Below are 19,684 nucleotides of genomic sequence, written 5' to 3'. Positions count from 1 at the left end.
TGATTTTACATTAAGATGACGCTTTTTCTAAATAACATAAATGTTCTGTCGTTAATTTGCAAATTTTGCCGCTGTATTAAGCAGAATTCAGTTTCAAATATGCTTTTACAAAAAAAAGCTATGTCACGCACAGCTTCGGGCTGTGATGACATAACCTTTTTTTGAACTAAAATCAAAATATTCTTCAATAAAATGAATTAGTTACCGATAAATTCTTGAGCCCAATATCCGTTGTAGAATCCAACACCAATTTTCGTAAAGTTTTTGCTTAGGATATTCGCACGGTGGCCTTCGCTATTCATCCAAGCTGTAACAACCTCTTGAGGTGTTTTTTGCCCTTTCGCGATATTCTCGCCAGCATAGCTGTAAGTTACTCCGAATTGTTTCATCATGTCAAACGGAGAACCATAGGTCGGTGATTGGTGATCAAAATAATTGTTGTTGCTCATATCTTTAACTTTGGCTACAGCCACTTTGTCCAAAAGAGCATCGGAAGCCAATGCGCCCAGGCCAGCTTTGGCACGTTCAGCGTTCACAAGTTTTACAACTTGAGCTGCAAAATCCGATTGTGTGCTCTCGCTACCACTGTTACCTGTATTACCTGTAGTCGTTCCAGTTCCAGTTCCAGTATTTGAAGGATCTTTGGCTGGAGTAGTTGCCGGTTTCTCTTCTTGAGTTGGCTTTGCAGGTGTTACCGGTTTTGCAGGTGTTGTTGGTTGAGCAGGTTTAGTTGTTTGATCAGGCTGTGTTGCAGGCTTCTCTACCGTTGTTTGCCCTTCGCCAGTGGATACAGTGTAACCATTATCTTTCAGCCACTGTTCAATGTACGCTTTTAAGCTATCCGTACTCGTAATTTTAAACGTTGTTGTTTTATATGATGCATCTGCAGCGGAAGCAGGGAGCATAACCCCTACGGCGAGTACGGCTGTCAGACTGCTGGTTACCACGGTTTTCATCCATTTCTTCTTCAAATTCATTCATCTCCTTAGGAATATTAGTTATGACAACTTTGTAATTAATACTCTAGGAGTATATCAAGTGAATAGTAGATTGTGAACCCATAAATTATGGAAAAGTAACTTTTTTGTCATTTTTACAAGCTGTTTCAAGTGGGTGTAGACGGTTTATAGTACATTGCACCCAATCCTGCAATCAGCTCTTAAAACGCTGGTATATCAACTAAAACTCTAACCATCAACCTTAAAATACGGCATAAAAAAATGGCATCCGGACAAAAAATCGCCGAATGCCACTTATCTTTTATTTATCATTCACCACACGAAAAACGTGAAGATCGCGATATAATAAAACTCTTTTTCTATAGAAGGACTTTACTGAAACGGTAGCCTCTCTTCTGGAAACCAATATGCTCGTAGAAAGAATAGGTTGTTGAAGTCACTTCACGGTTCGCTCCGGTGACAAACAATTGTTTCCCACCTTGCTGTCTGCCCCAATCCTCGGCACGAGCCATCAGACGACGGCCAATTCCGCCCCCACGATGTTCTTGCCCTACTATCAAGGACGTAATTTGTGCGGCAGGTTCTGGATAGGCATGACTTTGCACACATTGCAAGCCAATCACACCAATAATCTGTTCATCCACTTCGGCAACAAGCATGCATGCGTTTGGATTACTTTCCAAACATTCAATGCGCTCTTTCATGACATTGGCTGTTGTGGGATAGCTGACCTCTCGCATCAGTCCCGTTACCGCTTCAGCATCTCGCAGTTCACACTCTCGGATCATCAGTACAGGGGCCTCAACATTATTGGACATGATTTACCTCCACTTTCAGCATATTAGCGGCTTGTACCGCTGTTTTACGAGCTTCTTCCACATCTTGGCCGGCACTTAATGCTACGGCCATTCGGCGTCCCACTTTGGTCTCAGGTTTGCCAAATACACGAACCTGAGTACGAGGAAGCGCCAGTGCTTCTTCAATCCCGCCTACAGTAAAGTCAGATGTTTCATCATTAGCCTTCAGCGTTGCTGAAGCTCCGGGTGTCAATAAATGTACACCAGTGACCGGAAAACCAAGAATTGCACGCACATGCAGCGCAAACTCGGAACTATCTTGCGTTACCATAGTAACCATGCCTGTATCATGCGGACGTGGCGATACCTCGCTGAACACGACTCCATCTGATGTAAGGAATAATTCGACCCCGAACAGTCCATAACCACCGAGTTCATCCGTAACAGACTTGGCAATATGACAAGCTTGTTCCCATTGCTCCGGTGTCATCGCATGAGGCTGCCACGATTCGACATAATCCCCATCTTTCTGAATGTGACCAATCGGAGGACAAAATACAGTCCCTGAGACAGATCTAACAGTGAGCAGCGTAATTTCGCTGTCAAACTTCACAAAGCTTTCCACAATGACTCGTACGGATTTGCCACGTGCTCCCGAAAGAGCAATGTTCCAGCAATCCTCTACGTCATCCGATGTACGGCATACACTCTGCCCTTTACCGGAAGAACTCATTAATGGTTTGATGACACATGGTGTACCCAATTCACGAACAGCTTCCTGAAGTTGTTCCAAGTTGTCCGCAAAAAGATAGGCCGCTGTCGGAAGGTTCAATTGTTCTGCTGCCAGACGGCGGATGCCTTCGCGATCCATCGTTAAACGGGCAGCACGCGCCGTAGGAACGACACAAAATCCTTCTTCCTCAAGCTCGAGTAATGCTTCTGTTGCGATTGCTTCAATCTCAGGTACGATGTAATGAGGTTGTTCCTTTCGGACCAATTGTTTCAGAGCTTCGGCATTTAACATGTCGATGCAGTAAGACCGATGCGCTACCTGCATGGCAGGTGCGTTTTCGTAACGATCAACAGCGATCGTCTCTACTCCCAGTCGTTGGGCCTCAATAACGACCTCTTTTCCCAATTCTCCGCTGCCCAATAGCAGCATTTTTTTGGCTTGAGCCGAAAATGGAGCACCCCACATGTTCTTTCCAATCCTCCCAAAGAGAAATCTTCTATATCTATCTCTCTATTTTCGGGGTTTTGGTTAAAGAATGCAAGAGTGCTCCCTATTTTTCTTGTGAATTTTACAAGATTTTTTGTGTTTTTTCGATCAATTTTTACAAAAATCTGTATTGAGCTTCTATTAATCCATTATAAACTCCTTGTTTCTGGATAAGTTGCTCATGGTTTCCTTCTTCCTTGATTTCACCATGATCCAGCACGATAATGTTATCTGCATTTCGGATCGTCGAGAGACGGTGGGCAACCATAAAGGAAGTTCTTCCTTGCAGCAGCACTTTCAAAGCCTCCTGAATTTTGAGCTCCGTTTCGGTGTCGATGCTGGCAGTCGCTTCATCCAAAATCAAGATTCGAGGGTCAGCCAGCAAGGCACGGGCAAAGGATAACAATTGGCGTTGTCCCATGGATAATACATTCCCACGTTCTTCGACTTCCGTATCGTATCCACCCGGCAGCTTCATAATAAATTCATGGGCATTAACAGCCTTCGCAGCTTCTTCCACTTCTTCATTGGTTGCATCAAGCCGTCCAAAACGAATATTATCGCGAATGGTGCCAGAGAAGATAAACGTATCCTGCAACACAATACTGATCTGGCTGCGCAGACTTTCGACCGTTACATCTCTTACATCCTGACCATCAATGGTAAGACGTCCGCCTGAAATGTCATAGAATCGGCTGATCAGATTGATAATGGTACTTTTACCTGAACCCGTATGACCTACAAGCGCAATCGATTGTCCGGCAGCTGCAGCGAAACTGATTCCCTTCAGCGCCTGTCTGCCCTTCTCATATTCAAATACCACATTGTCGAATACAATATCTCCTTTAATAGAAGCAAGCGGCTTGGCTCCAGGTTTATCTGCAATACTTGGCTCCTCATCCATAAACTCGAAGATCCGTTCGGAGGAAGCCATGGCAACGAGCAATTGATTGTACATCTGTCCCAGACGGTTAATCGGGTCCCAGAAGTTGCCGACATAGTTGGCAAAAGCTACGAGCAATCCGATTGTCAGCTGCCCCTCTTGAATCAGATAAGCACCAAACCAGAAAAGGATTAACGTTCCGAAGCCGCCCGTAATTTCAATCAGAGGACCAAAGCCTTGGTTCATGGCCGATGCTCTATCCCATGATTTTTTGCTCGACAGATTCATGTTGTCAAAATACTTCATGTTTTCTTTTTCCTGCGTATAGGCCTGAGTCACACGAATCCCCTGAATGGATTCATTCAAATGGGAGTTGATGCGTGAGTTCTTCATGCGTACATCCTGCCAGGCACGGCGGATCAACACACGCAGTTTGGTCGAAATAATAAACATGAGTGGAACTGTAATAATGACCGCGAGGCCCAGTTTCCAGTTGATCAGCAGCAAAATGACGATAATACCGAGCAGCTGCACACAGTCAATCATGACATTGACCGCACCGTTGGTGAACAGGTCCTGCAGGGAGTTGATATCATTGGTGACACGCACCAATACCGAACCCGCAGGTCTTTTGTCAAAGAAGTTAAAGGACAACTTCTGGATATGTTTGAACAAATCCGAGCGAAGATCATAAATGACACGTTGCCCGATAATGTTCGTTAATTTGATTCGGTACGTATTAGCCGCCCATTGGATCAGGTATAACACAAGCACAGAACCAGCAATAATATAGAGCATCGTCAAGCTTGGCAACCCCGTTGCAGGTGCAATCGCTTTATCAATCGCCAAACTGATCAAAAATGGAACGGACAATTTCGTAATGGTACCCAAAATCATCATTAGGATAATGAGTGGCAAGAGTTGTCTTGCATAAGGTTTCATGTAAGAGAACAGACGTCCGAACTCACGCCAGTTAAACGGTTTTTCAATTATTTCGTCGTCCTGATATACAAAACGTTCATTCATTTTCTTGTCAGAGGTCTCTTTGACCTCGCGCCTATCGGCTACCGTTTCCGCACTCATGAATTCACCTGCTCCCCAGCCTCCCGCTTACCGCGGGCAATATAATCTGCGTATTGAATCTCATATACATCCCGGTAAGGCCCCGGCTCTTCAATGAGATCTTTATGTGTTCCACGTTGAACGACACGTCCTTCATCCAGTACCAAAATCTCATCTGCGTGACGCAGGGAAGAGATCCGATGCGCAATGATAAACGTCGTTCTTCCACGCATGACTTCCTGGAATCCGGATTGAATTTCATGTTCGGTCTCCATGTCGACTGCACTGGTTGCATCATCCAGAACGAGAATTTTCGGGTTTTTCAGGAGAGCTCTAGCAATTGCAATCCGCTGTTTTTGTCCTCCCGACAAGCCCATTCCCCGCTCCCCTACAACCGTATCGTATCCTTCAGGGAATTCCATGATGAACTCATGCGCTTTGGCCAGTTTGGCAGCACGGATAATTTCATCCATGGTTACATTTTTGAGTCCATATGAAATGTTGTTGCGAATGCTGGAAGAGAACAGGAACGTTTCCTGGAACACAGAAGCAATCTGACTCCGCAGGCTGCGAATTCCAATGTCCTTAATATTTTTGCCGTCCAGCTTGATAGTGCCCGAGTTCACGTTATATGCACGCATTAGGAGCTGAATAATAGTTGATTTACCCGAGCCTGTTCCTCCCAGGAAGCCAATGACGGAGCCTGGTGGCGCATCAAAGTTGATATCGGTCACTGCCGGCATTTTATTGCCGTAGGCAAAGGTAACGGATTCAAAGGTCACATGCCCTTTAACTTGATCAGCCTCTACAATGACCGGATCTTCTGTCTCTTGTACATCTACCGGCGTATTCAAAAGTTCCAACACCCGTTCACCCGATGCTTTGGATTGCGTATAGTTATTGATATGGAAACCAAGGTTCCACATTGGACCGATTATGTACCAGATCAAACTGAAAAAGGCAACGAGTTGACCGAGTGTTAACGATTTCTGAATAACCATGTTCCCACCAATGAGGAGCAGAAGAACTACGCTGACCGAAGCGAGAATCTCCATGATCGGAAAATATTGACTCCATAATGTTGCTGCATGAATCTGGTTCGTTTTGTAACGCTCATTACGAACGGAAAACTTCTCCACTTCGTGAGGTTCACGTGCAAATGACTTTACAGTACGCACACCTGTAATATTCTCCTGTACTGCTGTCGTCAGAGAGCTGAGTGCCAGCCGCATTTCTTGGAATGCAGGGTGAATTCGGGATTCGAATCTCAGCGCAACGAAGGCAAGCAGAGGAATACATATGAGCGTTAGCAAGGTAAGCTTCCAACTCATGGTCATCATCATGATTGCGCCGAATACGACCATCAGAACCATGTTGAGAATTTGAGCGAAGCCAAATCCGATAAAGTTACGGATCGCTTCGAGATCTCCCGTGAGGCGGGACATCAAATCTCCCGTTTTGGCCGTGTCGTAATACCGGAAGGATAAAAATTGAAGCTTTTCGTAACAAGCGTTACGAAGTCGGTACGCCAGGAAGTTCCCGAGACGCCCTCCAAAAAGACCGTGTAAAAACTGCATTCCCGCTTTCAGAATAACGACACCTAATACCGTTAAAGCAAGTTTGGGAACGTCTTCAAAATTGCGCGGAGTGATGACGTCATCAATCAGTATCCTTAGCAGGTTCGGATACACCAGTCCAAGCGCGGTCGCTATGGCGAGGCATAAGATCGATAAAAATAAATACGTGCGCTTCTCCCAGAAAAAAATCTGCAATTGCCTGAGAACATCCATGTCTCTCCTCCTCTTATATCGTTCAAAAACAGTATGAACATTTATGAAGTTTATCACCGTCCCCCATTCGCGGCAAAGCGAATAAGCGACCATATTCAGGCTACTTTCACCTTAATGCGTCATTAAGGAAGGTAGATACCCTCCTATCAATCAAATGTTTGAATATTCTCTTCCTTTCAGGTTGTTCGTACCAAAAAAGGCTCCCTGTATGCCTTTAGAGGCAGGGGCCTTTTTTGGTACAACGACAACATTTCAAAATATCACTGTATAACTCATTCCGCTTTCCAACCGTTTACATACAGACATGGATTTGAATACCTTTTATTCACGTTCAATCTGCCCCAGTTGTACAGACAGACTCTCCCATTCTTCGGCAGGAATTCCACTGGTCATTGTCTCATGTAGGGCACCAACGGCCTCCTCAAGTCTCTCTTCCAATTGACGGAATTGATGCTGCAAAGACTGACTAAGCTGGTTGTCATAGAACTGGACCAGCTTATTCTCCGCAGCAGGCAGAACATCGATCACCATCTGCTTAATAACGGGGTCAAGTGTCTCCTGCAGCCGCTGTCGTCCATCTCCTTCGAAAAACTGTTTCGGATTTCGGAAATAACTCAGATACGCTTTCCAACCCGAAGGTTCTTCCAAACGCACCTCTTCCAAAACAGGTGTACTCCAGCGTTCGTTCAGCGGCAACGACAGATCCATGCCTCCGGACAATCGTTTCAGTTCATCTACACATTCGGTCACTTGCTTGTGCAGCCAGGACTGACCTGCCTGTTCGAGTCTGAGTGTAGTGGCAAGCAGTTCCTGCTCCAGTTCGATGGCAATCATGCGCAACAGTTCTCGACCACAGGCAGCAAAGGCTGCTTTCAGATTCCCGCGATCCTCACGAAGAACGGATGGATGGAACGCTTCTGCCATGAACAGCCCAAAACGATAACCCAGGCGCTGCCGCACATGGAACAACAGTTCAGCCGTTTCCTGGGCCAGTTCTGCCTTCATGGACCGTTCCGCGAGCAAATGTACCCTCTGAAGGGACTGTTCCTGGATTGAGCCCAGCTCATCCCGACGTCGCTGTAGAACCTCTTCCCCCTGGGTCGCATCCTCGGCACGTGTCTTCAGTCGTTTGATCACCCGTGCGATCTCTTCAGAAGCCCCACCAACCGCAAGGTCCGCAAGCTCACTTCCTGCAAACCGGTTAAATTCTTCCTCGAACCGAATGAAGCCGGATTGCTCCAGCAATGTCGCATCGTTGCCTGTCTTGCCTTCCATTGCCTGCATGCTGGATACAGGAAATAAGCGTGGTGCCCGAATGCCATTACTGCGCAGCTGAGTACTCACATGGTCAAGAACCTGCTCCAACTCCTCTTCAGAGGAAGACAAATCACTCGCATTAACCACAAAGAACATCTGATCCATCGCTGAGCTGTCTTTCACGCGTCCCAATTGATTCAGGAACTGTCGGTCTCCCTGAGAGAAGGCATGATTGTAATACGTTACGAAAATGAGTGCATCCGCATTCTTCATATAATTGAAAGTGACACCCGTATGACGGGCATTCACGGAGTCAGCCCCAGGCGTATCGACAAGGACTATACCTTGTTCTGTTACATCACAACTGTAGTACAGGTCAATACTGTCGACAAAGCAAGACTTCTTCTCATTAGCGACAAAGTTACGATATCCGTTCAGATCCACCAGCACATCCTGGCCGAGTTGAGCTGCGGTATCCTCCCAGCCTGCTGCGGCTGCCTGCAAAAAGCTGTAATGCGGACGCCCTGCCGGATGCACATCCTGTGGTGAAAGGGCTTTGACCCGTTTTTGCCAGTCTGCCCCAGGCTCACCCAGTCCAAGCAAACGGAAGGAATACGCAAGATCCTCCTGGAAGGCGTCCGGGGTCTTCATCCGGACCCGGGCAGTTCCATGCTCCGCGCCACCGGACGGAGCCATGATGCGGTTAATTGCCGCTGTCGTTGGATGCGGCGAGACCGGTAACACAGCTTCGCCCAGCAACGCGTTGGCGAAGGAGGACTTGCCGGCGCTGAACGCTCCGAACAGCGCCAGCGTAAACGTGCCGCCCGCAAGCGAAGCCGCGCGTGCACGCAGATCCCGTACCGCCGACCCCATGGCGGGGTACGGCTCTACCAGCGCAGCGGCGGCTTCCAGCCGTGCCGCAGCTGCATCCAGGCGCCGGCGGCGCTGTGCGCCAGCCGCCGGCGGCCCAGGCACCGCCGTTTTGCGCGGTGGCGGTGCCCCTGGAGTCTGTGGCTGCGCAGCCACAGACTCTGCCGTGCCCGTGTAAGGGCCGGGTGCTTCACCCGGCTCGTGCGCGGGCACGGGCGGGCCCTGCACCTCCGGCAACAGCCCGGAGGTGAGGGGGCCCGCCGGAGGCAGCAGGCTGCGCAGCCCTGCTGCCTCGGCGTCGGCGGCGCGCTGTAGCGCCGTGTAGCGCGCCGCCGACGCGGATTGCGCCAGCAGCGCGGTGCGGCTGGCGTCCAGCGCCTGGAGAGCGGCTTCGCCCTGCGCGCCCAGCGCTTCAAGCAAGCGGTCGGCCAGCATCATGGCCGCCCTGCGGTAACGGGCCTCAATCTCGCCCCGTATATCCTTGCTGAATTGAAGCACATACTCGGGAGATACCTCTGCACTGGCGCTTCGTTTCATCTCCAGCAGTGCTTCATCTACCGCAGGCAGCTCCGCGTTCAGCGCCTGCTCCCACTCAGCACCCCACAGCTGATGTGCTTCACCCAACTGTCTAAGCATGGTACGAATATGCACCTCAACTTGTCCTGATGCCTGATCTTGCAAGAGTCTCACAAGCTCAGCAGCCCGACGCTGCTTCTCCTGCTCGGTCTTGCCACCAGAGAACAATAAGCCTACCCGGAAACCGGGTTTACGGCTCTCCAAATAAGCCGCCGCAGAGGTACGAATATCGGCCGGTGTCAGGTTCGCATTCGCCAGAAGGGGCTCCAGCTCTGCCCGAAACTTCTCCCGTTCACGTGATGGTTTGGAACGTAGTTCTGCTTCCTTTTGATCCAGGAGACCCAGTTCCCGTTCCAAGCGTTCAATACCTTCCTTGCCCCCAACTTCCTCCAAGAGCGCTGCCTCTTCCCCTTCGCGTTCCTCTGCCTGTCTTGTCAGATGCTGCTCGGTCACATGGCTCGCAGAGCTTGCAAGGCTATGCTTGATTAACCCTTCCTTCTCCTTCATCATATGTTCAATCAGTTGAGGAAGCTGCTTCCACTGGCTGTAACGATGCTCCTTGTCCCGAAGCGAAGTAAACAGCAGTCCATCATACCGAACTTCCCAGGCTGCAAAAATAGCTTCTACACCTTCAACATATTGGTCAAACGATAGCTCCCGGTCCCGATGTTTATCAATCTGGTTCACGATAAGAAACAACGGTTTGCCCCAATCGGATAGACTTTTGGCAAAAGAAAGGTTGCTTTCCGATTGCACATGGTTATAATCCATCACATAGAACACCACATCAGCAAGATGAAGTGCTGAATGTGTTGCTAGGCTGTGCCCCTGATCGGTCGAATCCACACCTGGCGTATCAAGTAATACCGCATCATTTTTCAGTAGGGGAATGTCATCCCATACTTCAATGGAGGTGTATGCCCCACCATTCTTGCAATACTCTTCCAATTGTTCTGGCGAAACCTCAAGAACTCCCGCTGAATTGTCAGCGCTTACGTTCGATGACGTATAAATAAGTGCTCTTGGCTCACCATTACGGATGGATACTACATTCGCACTTGTAGGTACAGGACTCGAAGGCAACACCCGCTTGCCACATAAACTATTAATCAGACTCGATTTACCTGCCGAGAAGTGTCCACAAAACGCAATCGTTAACTGTTTCATTTCCGCCTTACTGATCAAATCCGTTAAAGCCTGTACAGCTGTATGGTCCCCTGTCTGCTCCATCGCTTCTCGCAGTGGAAGCAGAGGTTTGGCCATCTCTACTGGGTAATCTGTTCTGGACATGACTGGCCTTCCCCCTGGCTCCTCTAATTTGACATCTGGTCCGATGTCTTTATCTTATAATTCATTTATTTTACCATTATCAAGTTTGAAATTGAACGGTTTGAATGCAAGATGACTGACATCGAAAATTACACATCGCAATTCTCCACATAAAAAAATAAAACCGATCCTGTCGGTTTTATCTGTGAAACGATTGTATTCCATAAGAAGCATGCTGCGTCCATGCCCAATTGGATCAACTTCAAAAGGATAACCCAGTGACATAGAAGCAGCATATCTTATTATTCCAAACCTCTTAAGAAACAGCATTCTCCATCGAAGGCAGCAAAATTTCAAATACTTGGCCATGCTGCAAAATCGTAATGTCACGACCTTTGTCTCTCATGACAACCACTTCTGGTTTCGTGGACATACGCTCGAGATAATGTTCAGGCACATCGCCAGAATGGCTTACAGTGATACCTTCTACTTCTTTTTCTTCGTTTTCAGCCATTTCCTGTTCAACGATTTGTTCAAAAATATCGGAGAAGGCCTCAAAATTGTCAGTGTACACGGAAATGCATTTCATGATTACTCATCCTCTTCTACTCATTAATTTATTTTTCGTTTTGGGGTTGTGACACGTTCCTTATCTTTCCTGATTTGGGACGTTTTCATACGCTTTTTACCTTCTCTGCATATGTCCAGTAATGGACAGACATGACATTGAGGGTTTTGTGCCTTGCAATGGTAGCGTCCAAAAAATATGAACCGATGATGAGTTAAAGTCCACTCATCCCGGGGTACGCGCTTCATCAGTTTTTTCTCGACTTCAAGTACGGAGTCATCCCAACCTGCCAGTGCCAGCCTTTTGGATACACGTTCAACATGCGTATCCACCGCAATTGCCGGGACTCCAAATGCATTGGATACAACGACATTTGCAGTTTTCCGCCCGACACCAGGTAGCGTCACAAGCTGATCATGTTCCTGCGGTACATCACCGCCATACTGCTCTATTAAAATTCGGCACATGTTCTGAATATGCTTGGCCTTGTTTCGGTACAAACCGATACGCCGGATATCCTGTTCCAGTTCTTCGAGAGGAACAGACAGATAATCCGCAGGACTGGTGTACTTTTTGAACAAGTCTGCGGTTACCTTGTTTACCGTTTCGTCGGTGCACTGGGCAGACAATAGGACGGCTACAGTCAATTCAAACGCATTGCTGTGATTTAATTCGCAATGTGCATCAGGAAACATCGCTTCCATTGTTTCGAGTATATGTCTTACAGTGGCTGCATTCATGAAGAGCTACCTCCCACAAAATGACTCCACACGGTGGAGCCTTACTTCGAAGCTTTTTTCGAGTACTTTGCGGGGACCCCAAAAATCTTGCAAAAAAAACGTCTTGATACGGGAAAGATCCCGCATCAAGACGGTCATTCTTTTGATCCTCGAAAAGAAACGATTACTGTTTTTGAATCTCCAGTACAACGTTGTTCAGGAGATACAATACAATATTATCATTATCTTTGAGAGATTGCACGCTTAAAGTGTTGTCACCCTGGTGAACAAATGCGCCTGTACCCAGTGCAAAACGATAATTTGTGTCAGATGTGGACTCGCGTTTAACCAAAATTTGGTTGCCTACTCCATCATAAGACCAGAACTGTTTGCTCATGACTGTCAACACTCTAAAACGGGTAGAATTATCCGTATCTTTCGTCATTTCAACACGATCACCTACAGTAAGACTGCCAAGTGTGGTTAACGTAGATCCCGATTTAACCACTTTTACAGAACCACTAACAGGAACCGTCTCACTTTGACCATTGAACAGTTTCAGTGTAACTGACGAAGCGTCAACAGATGTAACCTCCGCTAGCGTACGTTTAACGACTTGAACGGCTTTAGGCGTAGTTCCCTCAAATGTAACGTTAATCAGGTTTCCGGCTGTCAATTGAGAGACCGTAATGGTCTGACCACTTTCTCCTGTCAGAACCGCTTGATCGACATAGAACTGACTTGTCAGCGAATCCGATTTCACACGAACACGACCATTCGTCTCTACAGAAACTACTTCAAATTGAGCCACGGTGTTCAAAGCCACTTTCTGTACATAGTCCTGATTCGAACCCAGCGTAACTGTGACACTATCACCGATCTTCAGGTCACTCAGACTTGCTCCAGATTTGTTGTAAATCTCTATTGTTGGAACCGTAGAGTACGGCACCGTGATCGTCTGGTTTCCAGACAACAAACTGATTTTTCTACCCGCAGTATCAATACTGCTGATTGTGCCTTCGTATTTATAGATCACTTTAACGGATAACGCACGAGTTCCCACATACGTCAGATCCAATTTGCGACCATCATTCAACAAAGACTCCAATCCAGCAAGTGTAGGCTTCGATGTGTTGTAGTCCAGCTTCGTTTTGTCATCCAGCGTGAACACAAACGGTTTTTTATTGCCGTCCAGAACCGTCAAAACTTTTGTTTTACTGTTGTAGGATACAACGGAAACTCCGTTCATTGGCTCCATCTGACGTCCGATCACTTGAATGCGCGTCACACGGTCTTCAGAGTTTAGCGTAAGTTCAACCTGATCTCCATTAGTTGCGTCTGTAATCAGATCATTCAGCGTAGCATCCTGGATTCCGCTAATAACTACTTCCGGTTTTTCTGCAAGCAGCTTCGCTTCCAGCGATCCACCTTCACGTTTAAACGTCAGTGTCGATTGGTTTCCACCGATCTCCACCAGTGTACCGCGTAAAGACTGCTCTACACCTTGCGACAATTCAATTGTTTGCAGGATGCTGTCTTTCACCGTATACTTCACTGCACTTCCCGCTTTGAGCTCAGCCAAGGAAAGGATTCGGTCTTGATATCGAATGATCAGATTATCGTTATACGTGTATTGCTCTGTAGTTCCGGTTGCATTGGTAAGCTTAATCGTTTTGGCAGAAGTCGTGACTTCAGCAACGACACCACTATCATTTTTGTTGACAATACCGGACTTCACACGAATAACAACAGTCTTTTTGTCAGCCGAGAACGTCTCACGTTGTACTTCAATGGTGCTGTCTGCTGTAATATCAGACAGTTTGATTGCATTCCCGTTTTGATCGATAAATGCTGTTGCCTCATCATAGCCGTATGTTTCATAATTCTCGCCTACAAACAAGCCAATTTTATTACCTGACAATGAACGAGCAAATGTACCTTCAATGCTTTCTACCTGCGGTGTAGCATCGACCACTTCTACATATGAGGCTGTACCCGTAGTACCTACAATCTGAACTTTTGTATACAGCTTCACATCCGCAGACGATGCACGGGATTCACTGTCTTTTGTAAAGTAAGGCGTACTGCTGTTCACTGCGAAGTTAACAGCTTTTCCGTCCACAACCAGTGTGATCTGCCCATCTTTTAATCCAGTTACATAACCCGTGAATGTGTTCGCATACTTCGTATCCGTTAAGGTTTCGCCGCGACTAAAGAATGTAGCGAGTTGGGCACGAGTTACAGAACCGGTTGGATTAAATTTGTTGCCATCTACACCTTTGGCCAGATCCAAACTTACAGCCAGATTGATATACCCTTTGCCACTTTCGGAAATGCTATCATTATCAGCGAATCCGGTAGATTGATTGTTTTGGGCCTTCGCTTCAGCATCTTTGTTCAACGAACGGATCAGCAATTTTGTAATCCATTCACGTGATGCCTGTTTCTGCCCCCAGGATGTTTTGGACACATCCACTGTAGATTCTTCAGTTTTATCAATCAGTCCCAGTTGAAGCGCCAAAGCGACATATGGCTTGAAATAGTTTCCCACTTCCATATTTGTCGGTAATGCCGTAGCCGTGCTGTCGTTCAACTGGTCCTCCTTGTTCATAAAACGGATCGCCATCGTCACAGCTTCCTGCTGCGTTACCGCGTCTCCCGGACGGAACAGGCCGTTGTTACCGAGAAGAATGCCTTGATAGGCCAGTTTGTACACATGTTTCTCGGCCCAATATCCGACCTTGATATCACTGAACAAACCGGTTGGTGCAGCTGTATTGCTTACAGTTGCAGTCTGACCTTGCCCCGTATCTGTTGATTCTGCTGCCATGGCAGCTCCGCCGGCGCTAAGGGCCATCATGCCTGCAAGCACGGCTGAAACTACTTTTTTAGAGTGTGATGGATTGTTATATTTAAAAGTCACCTGTGATTCCCCTCTCTCATGTAAAACGGCCGATATTCCGCAGATTCACGGTAAAACAACATGCTGTACAACCTATTCGGATCGTGTCATTGGATGCTCAAGATCCACATGGCCCATCAAACTCTCGGATTGCTGGCCATCTACCAGCAAATCAAGTGATTTAACTTCATCAAATTGGAAAAACGTTTGCTTCAAAGCATCAATGGCAAACACTTCGCCACCTGCACCAAGACGTGCTGTATCCGGCATGTGAATATCCAGGGTAAGCGCACCGTCTTTGAACTGAACAGATTTCAATTCAATTTCTTTAGCCCAAAGCGGAACAAGCTTGTCGTCCTTGCTTTGTTGCAGCGCTGCAAATGCAGCCTTGTACTTGGCTTCATCAGAAGCATAAGAAATATCTGCGGATGCTTTGTGCAATTCCAACTCTTCCAGATCTGTGTAGTACACTTCAATGGTCTTCTTCTCATTACTTTCGGAACTTCCAGGTTTCTCTGAAGTAGTTCCACCCGATGGAGTCGTTGTACCCTCCGTATTAGTGCCTTCAGTGGTATCCGGTGTCGTTGTCGTTGTATCCTCCGGATCCACAGTTACAGGTTCAGTAATATCCGTCTCATTCTGATCCTCAGGCGCATTATTCTCTGTTCCCGCACCTTGAGTCTGATTTGGAGCTGGAGCAGCTGTTGGCTTGCTTCCACATCCAGCAGCAACTGTCATAACCGTTACCAGCAGCGCTGCAATCCATAATTTTTTGTTCATTCTAACTCCGCCTCCTGATCATAAGGGTTGAACCCTTATTTAATTCCCAGATACTCCTTGATCCCTGCAACAATCCCTTTGGCTACACTGTTCTGGAAACTTTCAGTGAACAATGCGGCTTCATCGCTCTTGTTGCTCAGGAAACCGGCTTCCAGCAAAACGGCCGGCATCGTTGTTTCACGGGTTACGTGGAGACTTGCCGTTTTTACTCCGCGGTCCTTCAGGCCAGATGATTGCAAGAGATACTTGTGCATCACCGTAGCCAATGCCTTGCTATTCGAACGGGTGTAATACGTTTCCACACCGTTTGCCGCTGCAGACCCGCTGTTCGCATGAATGGAAATAAAGATATCCGCCTTCAATTTTTCTGCGATCTTTACTCGTTCACTCAAAGCCAAAAATGTATCATCGCTGCGCGTCAGCACAACGTCAATGTTAGATTCTTTTTTCAGCAATGCTTCCACTTTCAGAGCCATTGCCAGATTGAAGTCTTTTTCCTTCTTGCCGGTTACACCGATGGCTCCCGGGTCCTGATTACCATGTCCAGCGTCTACAACAACAACTTTTTTGCCGTTGTTTCCAACAGGTGGTTGCGGTGTTGTAGTGCCTTCTTTGTTCAGATCAATCATAACCAGACCGGAGTCACTTTGCACGTCATAACCTTTGGCATTGCTCAGATCAATGACAAAACGAAGAGTAGAAGGACTATTGCTGTACAAGGAATAACGAATCTTCGACACATCCGGATATCCACTCACTACAAGCTGTCCATTCTGGTTGCTATCCAAAGCTTGTCCTTCACTAAAAGAGTCAGCGAATGCGGTATTTGGCAAGTCTATAACGATTCGATCCGGTCCTGTCATCGTGAAGACGTTCGGCTTCGTATTTCCGCTTGTTGCAATCAAAAAGCGGTTGTCACTGAAGCTGATGCCGTTCACCAGTACAAGACCTTCCTGATCCGATCCTCCACCATCATTACCAGAGTTCGGAGGAGTGGTTGTCCCGTTTCCGGAACCTGAATTCTGGGTAACTAATGTTACCGTCTTCGTTGTATTGTTCCAACCCACCTTAAGACCCATTTGCTCACCAATGAACCTTAAAGGCACAAGTGTGGTTCCATTTTTCACGAGTGGCGGGGCATCCAGGTTCACGTTACTGCCGTTCACCGTTGCCGTCTTCTGTCCAACAATCATCTGCATGGCAGTGTTGTCTTTGCTAATAGTCACGGTGCTTGTTGCCTGTTTCCAGTCCACACCATATCCCAGGCTCTCCGAAATAACCCGAATCGGAACCATCACACTGCTATTGATGATTTCCGCTTTGGCATCCGAAGGCTGCACAATTTCTTTCCCATCTAGGATAATGTGCGTATCTGCTGCTGCATGACTATAGCCCGGGAAAACGAGCCCAAAGACAAATAACAGTACCAAAAAACCGAACTTCTTCATCCTTCACCCCTACCATTCTCATATTTTTTTGCCGCATGTTGTGAACCTTCAGCTCCGACTGACCACTGAGGCATTACCAGACACCTATTAGACGCCTCGTACTCTCAAAAGTTGCGAATATATTCCAACATAACAGAAAAAAAACGTTGTCAAATCAAGCTTTTTCTACATTTTATTGTCTGAATTTTTCCTTAATTATCAATTATGCATCTCGAAACAACGGACTACCCTGACCTTCATATTTGCGCACAACCCACATTAAAGACCCAAATATTCTACAATTCCGTCTACGATGGCCTGTGCACATTTGTTCTGATAATCTTCAGTCAGCATCATTGCTTCATCAGCTGGATTACTTAGAAATCCAAGTTCAATCAGAACTGCGGGCATCGTTGTTTCACGGGTTACATGCAGACTTGCCGTTTTGACTCCCCGATCCTTAAATCCTGTAATCTGCAACACATGCTTGTGTAAAATGTCGGCCAAATCCTTGCTATCTTTACGACTGTACAACGTTTCAATTCCATTAGGAACAGGAGTTGTAAACTTGTTTCCATGGATCGACACAAAAATATCCGCCTGATTCAGTTGGGCGATATCTACACGCTGCTGCAGGGATAATTCGGTATCATCCTGCCTTGTAATCACCGTCTGAATCTCCGTATGTTGTTGCAGAAGTGCCTGAACTTTGAGTCCCACAGCCAAATTAAAGTCCTTCTCATAGGCGCCTGTCACACTGACGGCCCCCGACTGTCGTCCACCATGTCCTGGATCAATAATGACAACCTTTTTGCCATCATTGGTTGGAACAGCAGGCTGACTTGTTGGTTCTCCATTACTCGCCGCAAGGTCAACAAGCAACACGCTGTTCTCGCCCAGTGACCATTTGGCAGTCGCCACCTGACTCAGATCAAGGACCACACGCACCGTTGAAGGTGTTTGGCTGAACATTGCATATCGCACCTTGGATACCAGCGATGAATCCGTAACCAGAAGAGTTCCGCTACCATCCGGATTGGAAGCCTGTCCCTGGATGAACTCCTTAGCAAATGTGGTGCCGGGCAGATCGACGATGATACGATCAGGTCCACTGAGACTGGAAACCTTTGGTGTGATTTTCCCGTTCGTCGCCAAGATCAAACGATCCCCGCCGAAGCTAATACTTTGAAGCTCTGACAGACCTTTTGGTACAGGAGCTTCCACCGGGTCATTTTCACCTTCCATACCTGCTACAGGAGGAATACTTAATAGGCTTACTGTCTTGGTTCCATTGTCCCATCCCACCTGAAGACCCATGCCTTCACCGACAAAACGTAACGGAACCAGTGTAGTCCCCTGTTTAATTAGAGGCGGAGAATCGAGATTCACCCGATTTCCATTCACGGTGGCCGCATCTTCGCCTGCCGTCATCTGGATACTGCTGTTACCTTTGAGAATACGAACAGTCTGAGTGGCTTTCTCCCATTTCACCTGATAACCGAGGTTTTCAGAGACGATCCGAATGGGCACCATCACGGTTTTGCCAGTATTCTCGGCTGGAGCTCCCGACTGCTGGTTAATGGTCACACCGTCCAGCACAATCGAGGGAGACGAATCGGCATTTGCCATGACAGGAAATAAACACAGGAACAGAAAAACAAAGACTGTTGCCGACCATTTCTTCATACATCAACCACCATTCTGTTTGTCTTTTGAACCTTCGACCTGATTCGCTGTGATGCAACACTCGACTCTATCTACCCTTCCATAATCTACTAATCAGTTTATCAGATATTGTCACGTCATCCGGTTACAACGTTGTCATATTTAGTCGGAATATCCTATAACTCGAAAACATAATTGCATCATTGCCAAATGCAAAAAAACCTCCAATTCGATCCAAGGAACGGTGAAGTTCCCTGCACAATTGGAGGTTTGAAATACAAATTACAGATGAAAGATTAGACTGAGGCCGTTTGTCCAAACAGCTTTGCCGCATGACGCTGTTCATATGCAGCGATTTCATCATCATGTTGAAGAGTCAAACCGATATCGTCCAGCCCTTGCAACAAGAATTGACGACGATGCTCATCCAGATCAAAATCAATATGCAGTCCGTATGCATCTGTAATCGTTTTGTTTTCCAGATTCACATTCATCTCATAGCCTTCATGTGTCGCTGTACGCTGGAACAGATCCTCAACCTGCTCTTCCGACAGTTTAATCGGCAAGATCCCGTTCTTGAAACAGTTATTATAGAAGATATCCGCATAGGATGGTGCAATTACACAACGGAATCCGTAGTCCATAATTGCCCATGGTGCGTGCTCACGAGAAGATCCGCAACCAAAGTTTGCGCGTGAGATCAGAATGGATGCCCCTTCGTAGCGTGGTTTATTCATTTCAAAAGAAGGATTGTTGTTACCCTCTTCGTCAAAACGCCATTCGTAGAACAAAAATTGTCCAAATCCGGTCCGTTCGATCCGTTTTAAAAATTGTTTCGGAATGATTGCATCTGTATCTACATTGACCCGGTCTACCGGTGCAACGATGCCTTGCAGTGTTTTGAATTCTTCCATATCATTCGTTCTCCCTTCAATCCGTTC

Annotated in this window: 13 protein-coding genes; all 13 read right to left on the bottom strand. The window is 46.9% G+C overall.

Going from position 1 to position 19,684, the window contains the following annotated elements; translation table 11 throughout:
• Positions 1-197: 197 nt before the first annotated feature.
• The 13 genes from MHB84_RS24290 to leuD all read right to left on the bottom strand — a co-directional run bounded on the left by MHB84_RS24290 (position 198) and on the right by leuD (position 19,657).
• Positions 198-971, bottom strand: coding sequence for a CAP domain-containing protein (locus MHB84_RS24290; RefSeq protein WP_083678882.1), 774 nt, complete (start codon positions 969-971; stop codon positions 198-200).
• A gap of 347 nt (positions 972-1,318) precedes the next feature.
• Positions 1,319-1,777 carry a GNAT family N-acetyltransferase gene (locus tag MHB84_RS24285; RefSeq protein WP_062328403.1) on the bottom strand — a complete coding sequence of 153 codons (459 nt, stop codon included), beginning with the start codon at positions 1,775-1,777 and terminating at the stop codon, positions 1,319-1,321.
• Entirely contained in the window at positions 1,767-2,954 is a 1,188-nt protein-coding gene (gene purT, locus MHB84_RS24280; protein ID WP_076288992.1) for a formate-dependent phosphoribosylglycinamide formyltransferase, read from the bottom strand. The genes MHB84_RS24285 and purT overlap by 11 nt, the downstream gene beginning before the upstream one ends.
• Positions 2,955-3,090: 136 nt before the next feature.
• A complete protein-coding gene (locus MHB84_RS24275; protein WP_076288991.1) occupies positions 3,091-4,941 on the bottom strand; it encodes an ABC transporter ATP-binding protein in 1,851 nt (616 codons plus the stop codon).
• Positions 4,938-6,710: an ABC transporter ATP-binding protein gene (locus MHB84_RS24270; protein WP_076288990.1), complete on the bottom strand. Its 1,773-nt coding sequence runs from the start codon at positions 6,708-6,710 to the stop codon at positions 4,938-4,940. Before MHB84_RS24270 ends, MHB84_RS24275 begins: the two co-directional genes overlap by 4 nt.
• A gap of 321 nt (positions 6,711-7,031) precedes the next feature.
• Positions 7,032-10,703 (bottom strand): dynamin family protein, encoded by a 3,672-nt coding sequence (locus tag MHB84_RS24265; protein WP_076288989.1) that lies wholly within the window; start codon positions 10,701-10,703, stop codon positions 7,032-7,034.
• 295 nt (positions 10,704-10,998) lie between these two features.
• The gene (locus tag MHB84_RS24260; RefSeq protein ID WP_024630585.1) at positions 10,999-11,271 is read right to left on the bottom strand and encodes a hypothetical protein; all 273 of its coding nucleotides are present in this window, start codon (positions 11,269-11,271) and stop codon (positions 10,999-11,001) included.
• A 23-nt stretch (positions 11,272-11,294) separates the two neighbouring features.
• Positions 11,295-11,990: an endonuclease III gene (nth, locus tag MHB84_RS24255; protein ID WP_076288987.1), complete on the bottom strand. Its 696-nt coding sequence runs from the start codon at positions 11,988-11,990 to the stop codon at positions 11,295-11,297.
• Positions 11,991-12,153: 163 nt separating this feature from the next.
• Entirely contained in the window at positions 12,154-14,892 is a 2,739-nt protein-coding gene (locus MHB84_RS24250) for an S-layer homology domain-containing protein (RefSeq protein ID WP_076288986.1), read from the bottom strand.
• A 72-nt stretch (positions 14,893-14,964) separates the two neighbouring features.
• Positions 14,965-15,651: a GerMN domain-containing protein gene (locus MHB84_RS24245; RefSeq protein WP_076288985.1), complete on the bottom strand. Its 687-nt coding sequence runs from the start codon at positions 15,649-15,651 to the stop codon at positions 14,965-14,967.
• A 35-nt stretch (positions 15,652-15,686) separates the two neighbouring features.
• Positions 15,687-17,099, bottom strand: coding sequence for an N-acetylmuramoyl-L-alanine amidase family protein (locus MHB84_RS24240; protein ID WP_076288984.1), 1,413 nt, complete (start codon positions 17,097-17,099; stop codon positions 15,687-15,689).
• A 258-nt stretch (positions 17,100-17,357) separates the two neighbouring features.
• Positions 17,358-18,764 (bottom strand): N-acetylmuramoyl-L-alanine amidase family protein, encoded by a 1,407-nt coding sequence (locus tag MHB84_RS24235; protein ID WP_076288983.1) that lies wholly within the window; start codon positions 18,762-18,764, stop codon positions 17,358-17,360.
• Positions 18,765-19,039: 275 nt separating this feature from the next.
• Positions 19,040-19,657 carry a 3-isopropylmalate dehydratase small subunit gene (gene leuD / locus MHB84_RS24230; RefSeq protein WP_076288982.1) on the bottom strand — a complete coding sequence of 206 codons (618 nt, stop codon included), beginning with the start codon at positions 19,655-19,657 and terminating at the stop codon, positions 19,040-19,042.
• Positions 19,658-19,684: the final 27 nt, after the last annotated feature.

Source organism: Paenibacillus sp. FSL F4-0087 (assembly GCF_038020215.1).
Taxonomy (GTDB): domain Bacteria; phylum Bacillota; class Bacilli; order Paenibacillales; family Paenibacillaceae; genus Paenibacillus; species Paenibacillus taichungensis.
The sequence above is the reverse complement of the archived record's forward strand: the minus strand, read 5'-3'. Positions and strand labels throughout refer to the sequence as shown.

Coding starts and splice junctions, on each gene's coding strand:
- MHB84_RS24265 (WP_076288989.1), bottom strand. CDS start 10,703: ATGTCCAGAACAGATTACCCAGTAGAGATGGCCAAACCTCTGCTTCCA.
- MHB84_RS24270 (WP_076288990.1), bottom strand. CDS start 6,710: ATGGATGTTCTCAGGCAATTGCAGATTTTTTTCTGGGAGAAGCGCACG.
- MHB84_RS24275 (WP_076288991.1), bottom strand. CDS start 4,941: ATGAGTGCGGAAACGGTAGCCGATAGGCGCGAGGTCAAAGAGACCTCT.
- purT (WP_076288992.1), bottom strand. CDS start 2,954: ATGTGGGGTGCTCCATTTTCGGCTCAAGCCAAAAAAATGCTGCTATTG.
- MHB84_RS24235 (WP_076288983.1), bottom strand. CDS start 18,764: ATGAAGAAATGGTCGGCAACAGTCTTTGTTTTTCTGTTCCTGTGTTTA.
- nth (WP_076288987.1), bottom strand. CDS start 11,990: ATGAATGCAGCCACTGTAAGACATATACTCGAAACAATGGAAGCGATG.
- MHB84_RS24285 (WP_062328403.1), bottom strand. CDS start 1,777: ATGTCCAATAATGTTGAGGCCCCTGTACTGATGATCCGAGAGTGTGAA.
- leuD (WP_076288982.1), bottom strand. CDS start 19,657: ATGGAAGAATTCAAAACACTGCAAGGCATCGTTGCACCGGTAGACCGG.
- MHB84_RS24260 (WP_024630585.1), bottom strand. CDS start 11,271: ATGAAATGCATTTCCGTGTACACTGACAATTTTGAGGCCTTCTCCGAT.
- MHB84_RS24240 (WP_076288984.1), bottom strand. CDS start 17,099: ATGAAGAAGTTCGGTTTTTTGGTACTGTTATTTGTCTTTGGGCTCGTT.
- MHB84_RS24245 (WP_076288985.1), bottom strand. CDS start 15,651: ATGAACAAAAAATTATGGATTGCAGCGCTGCTGGTAACGGTTATGACA.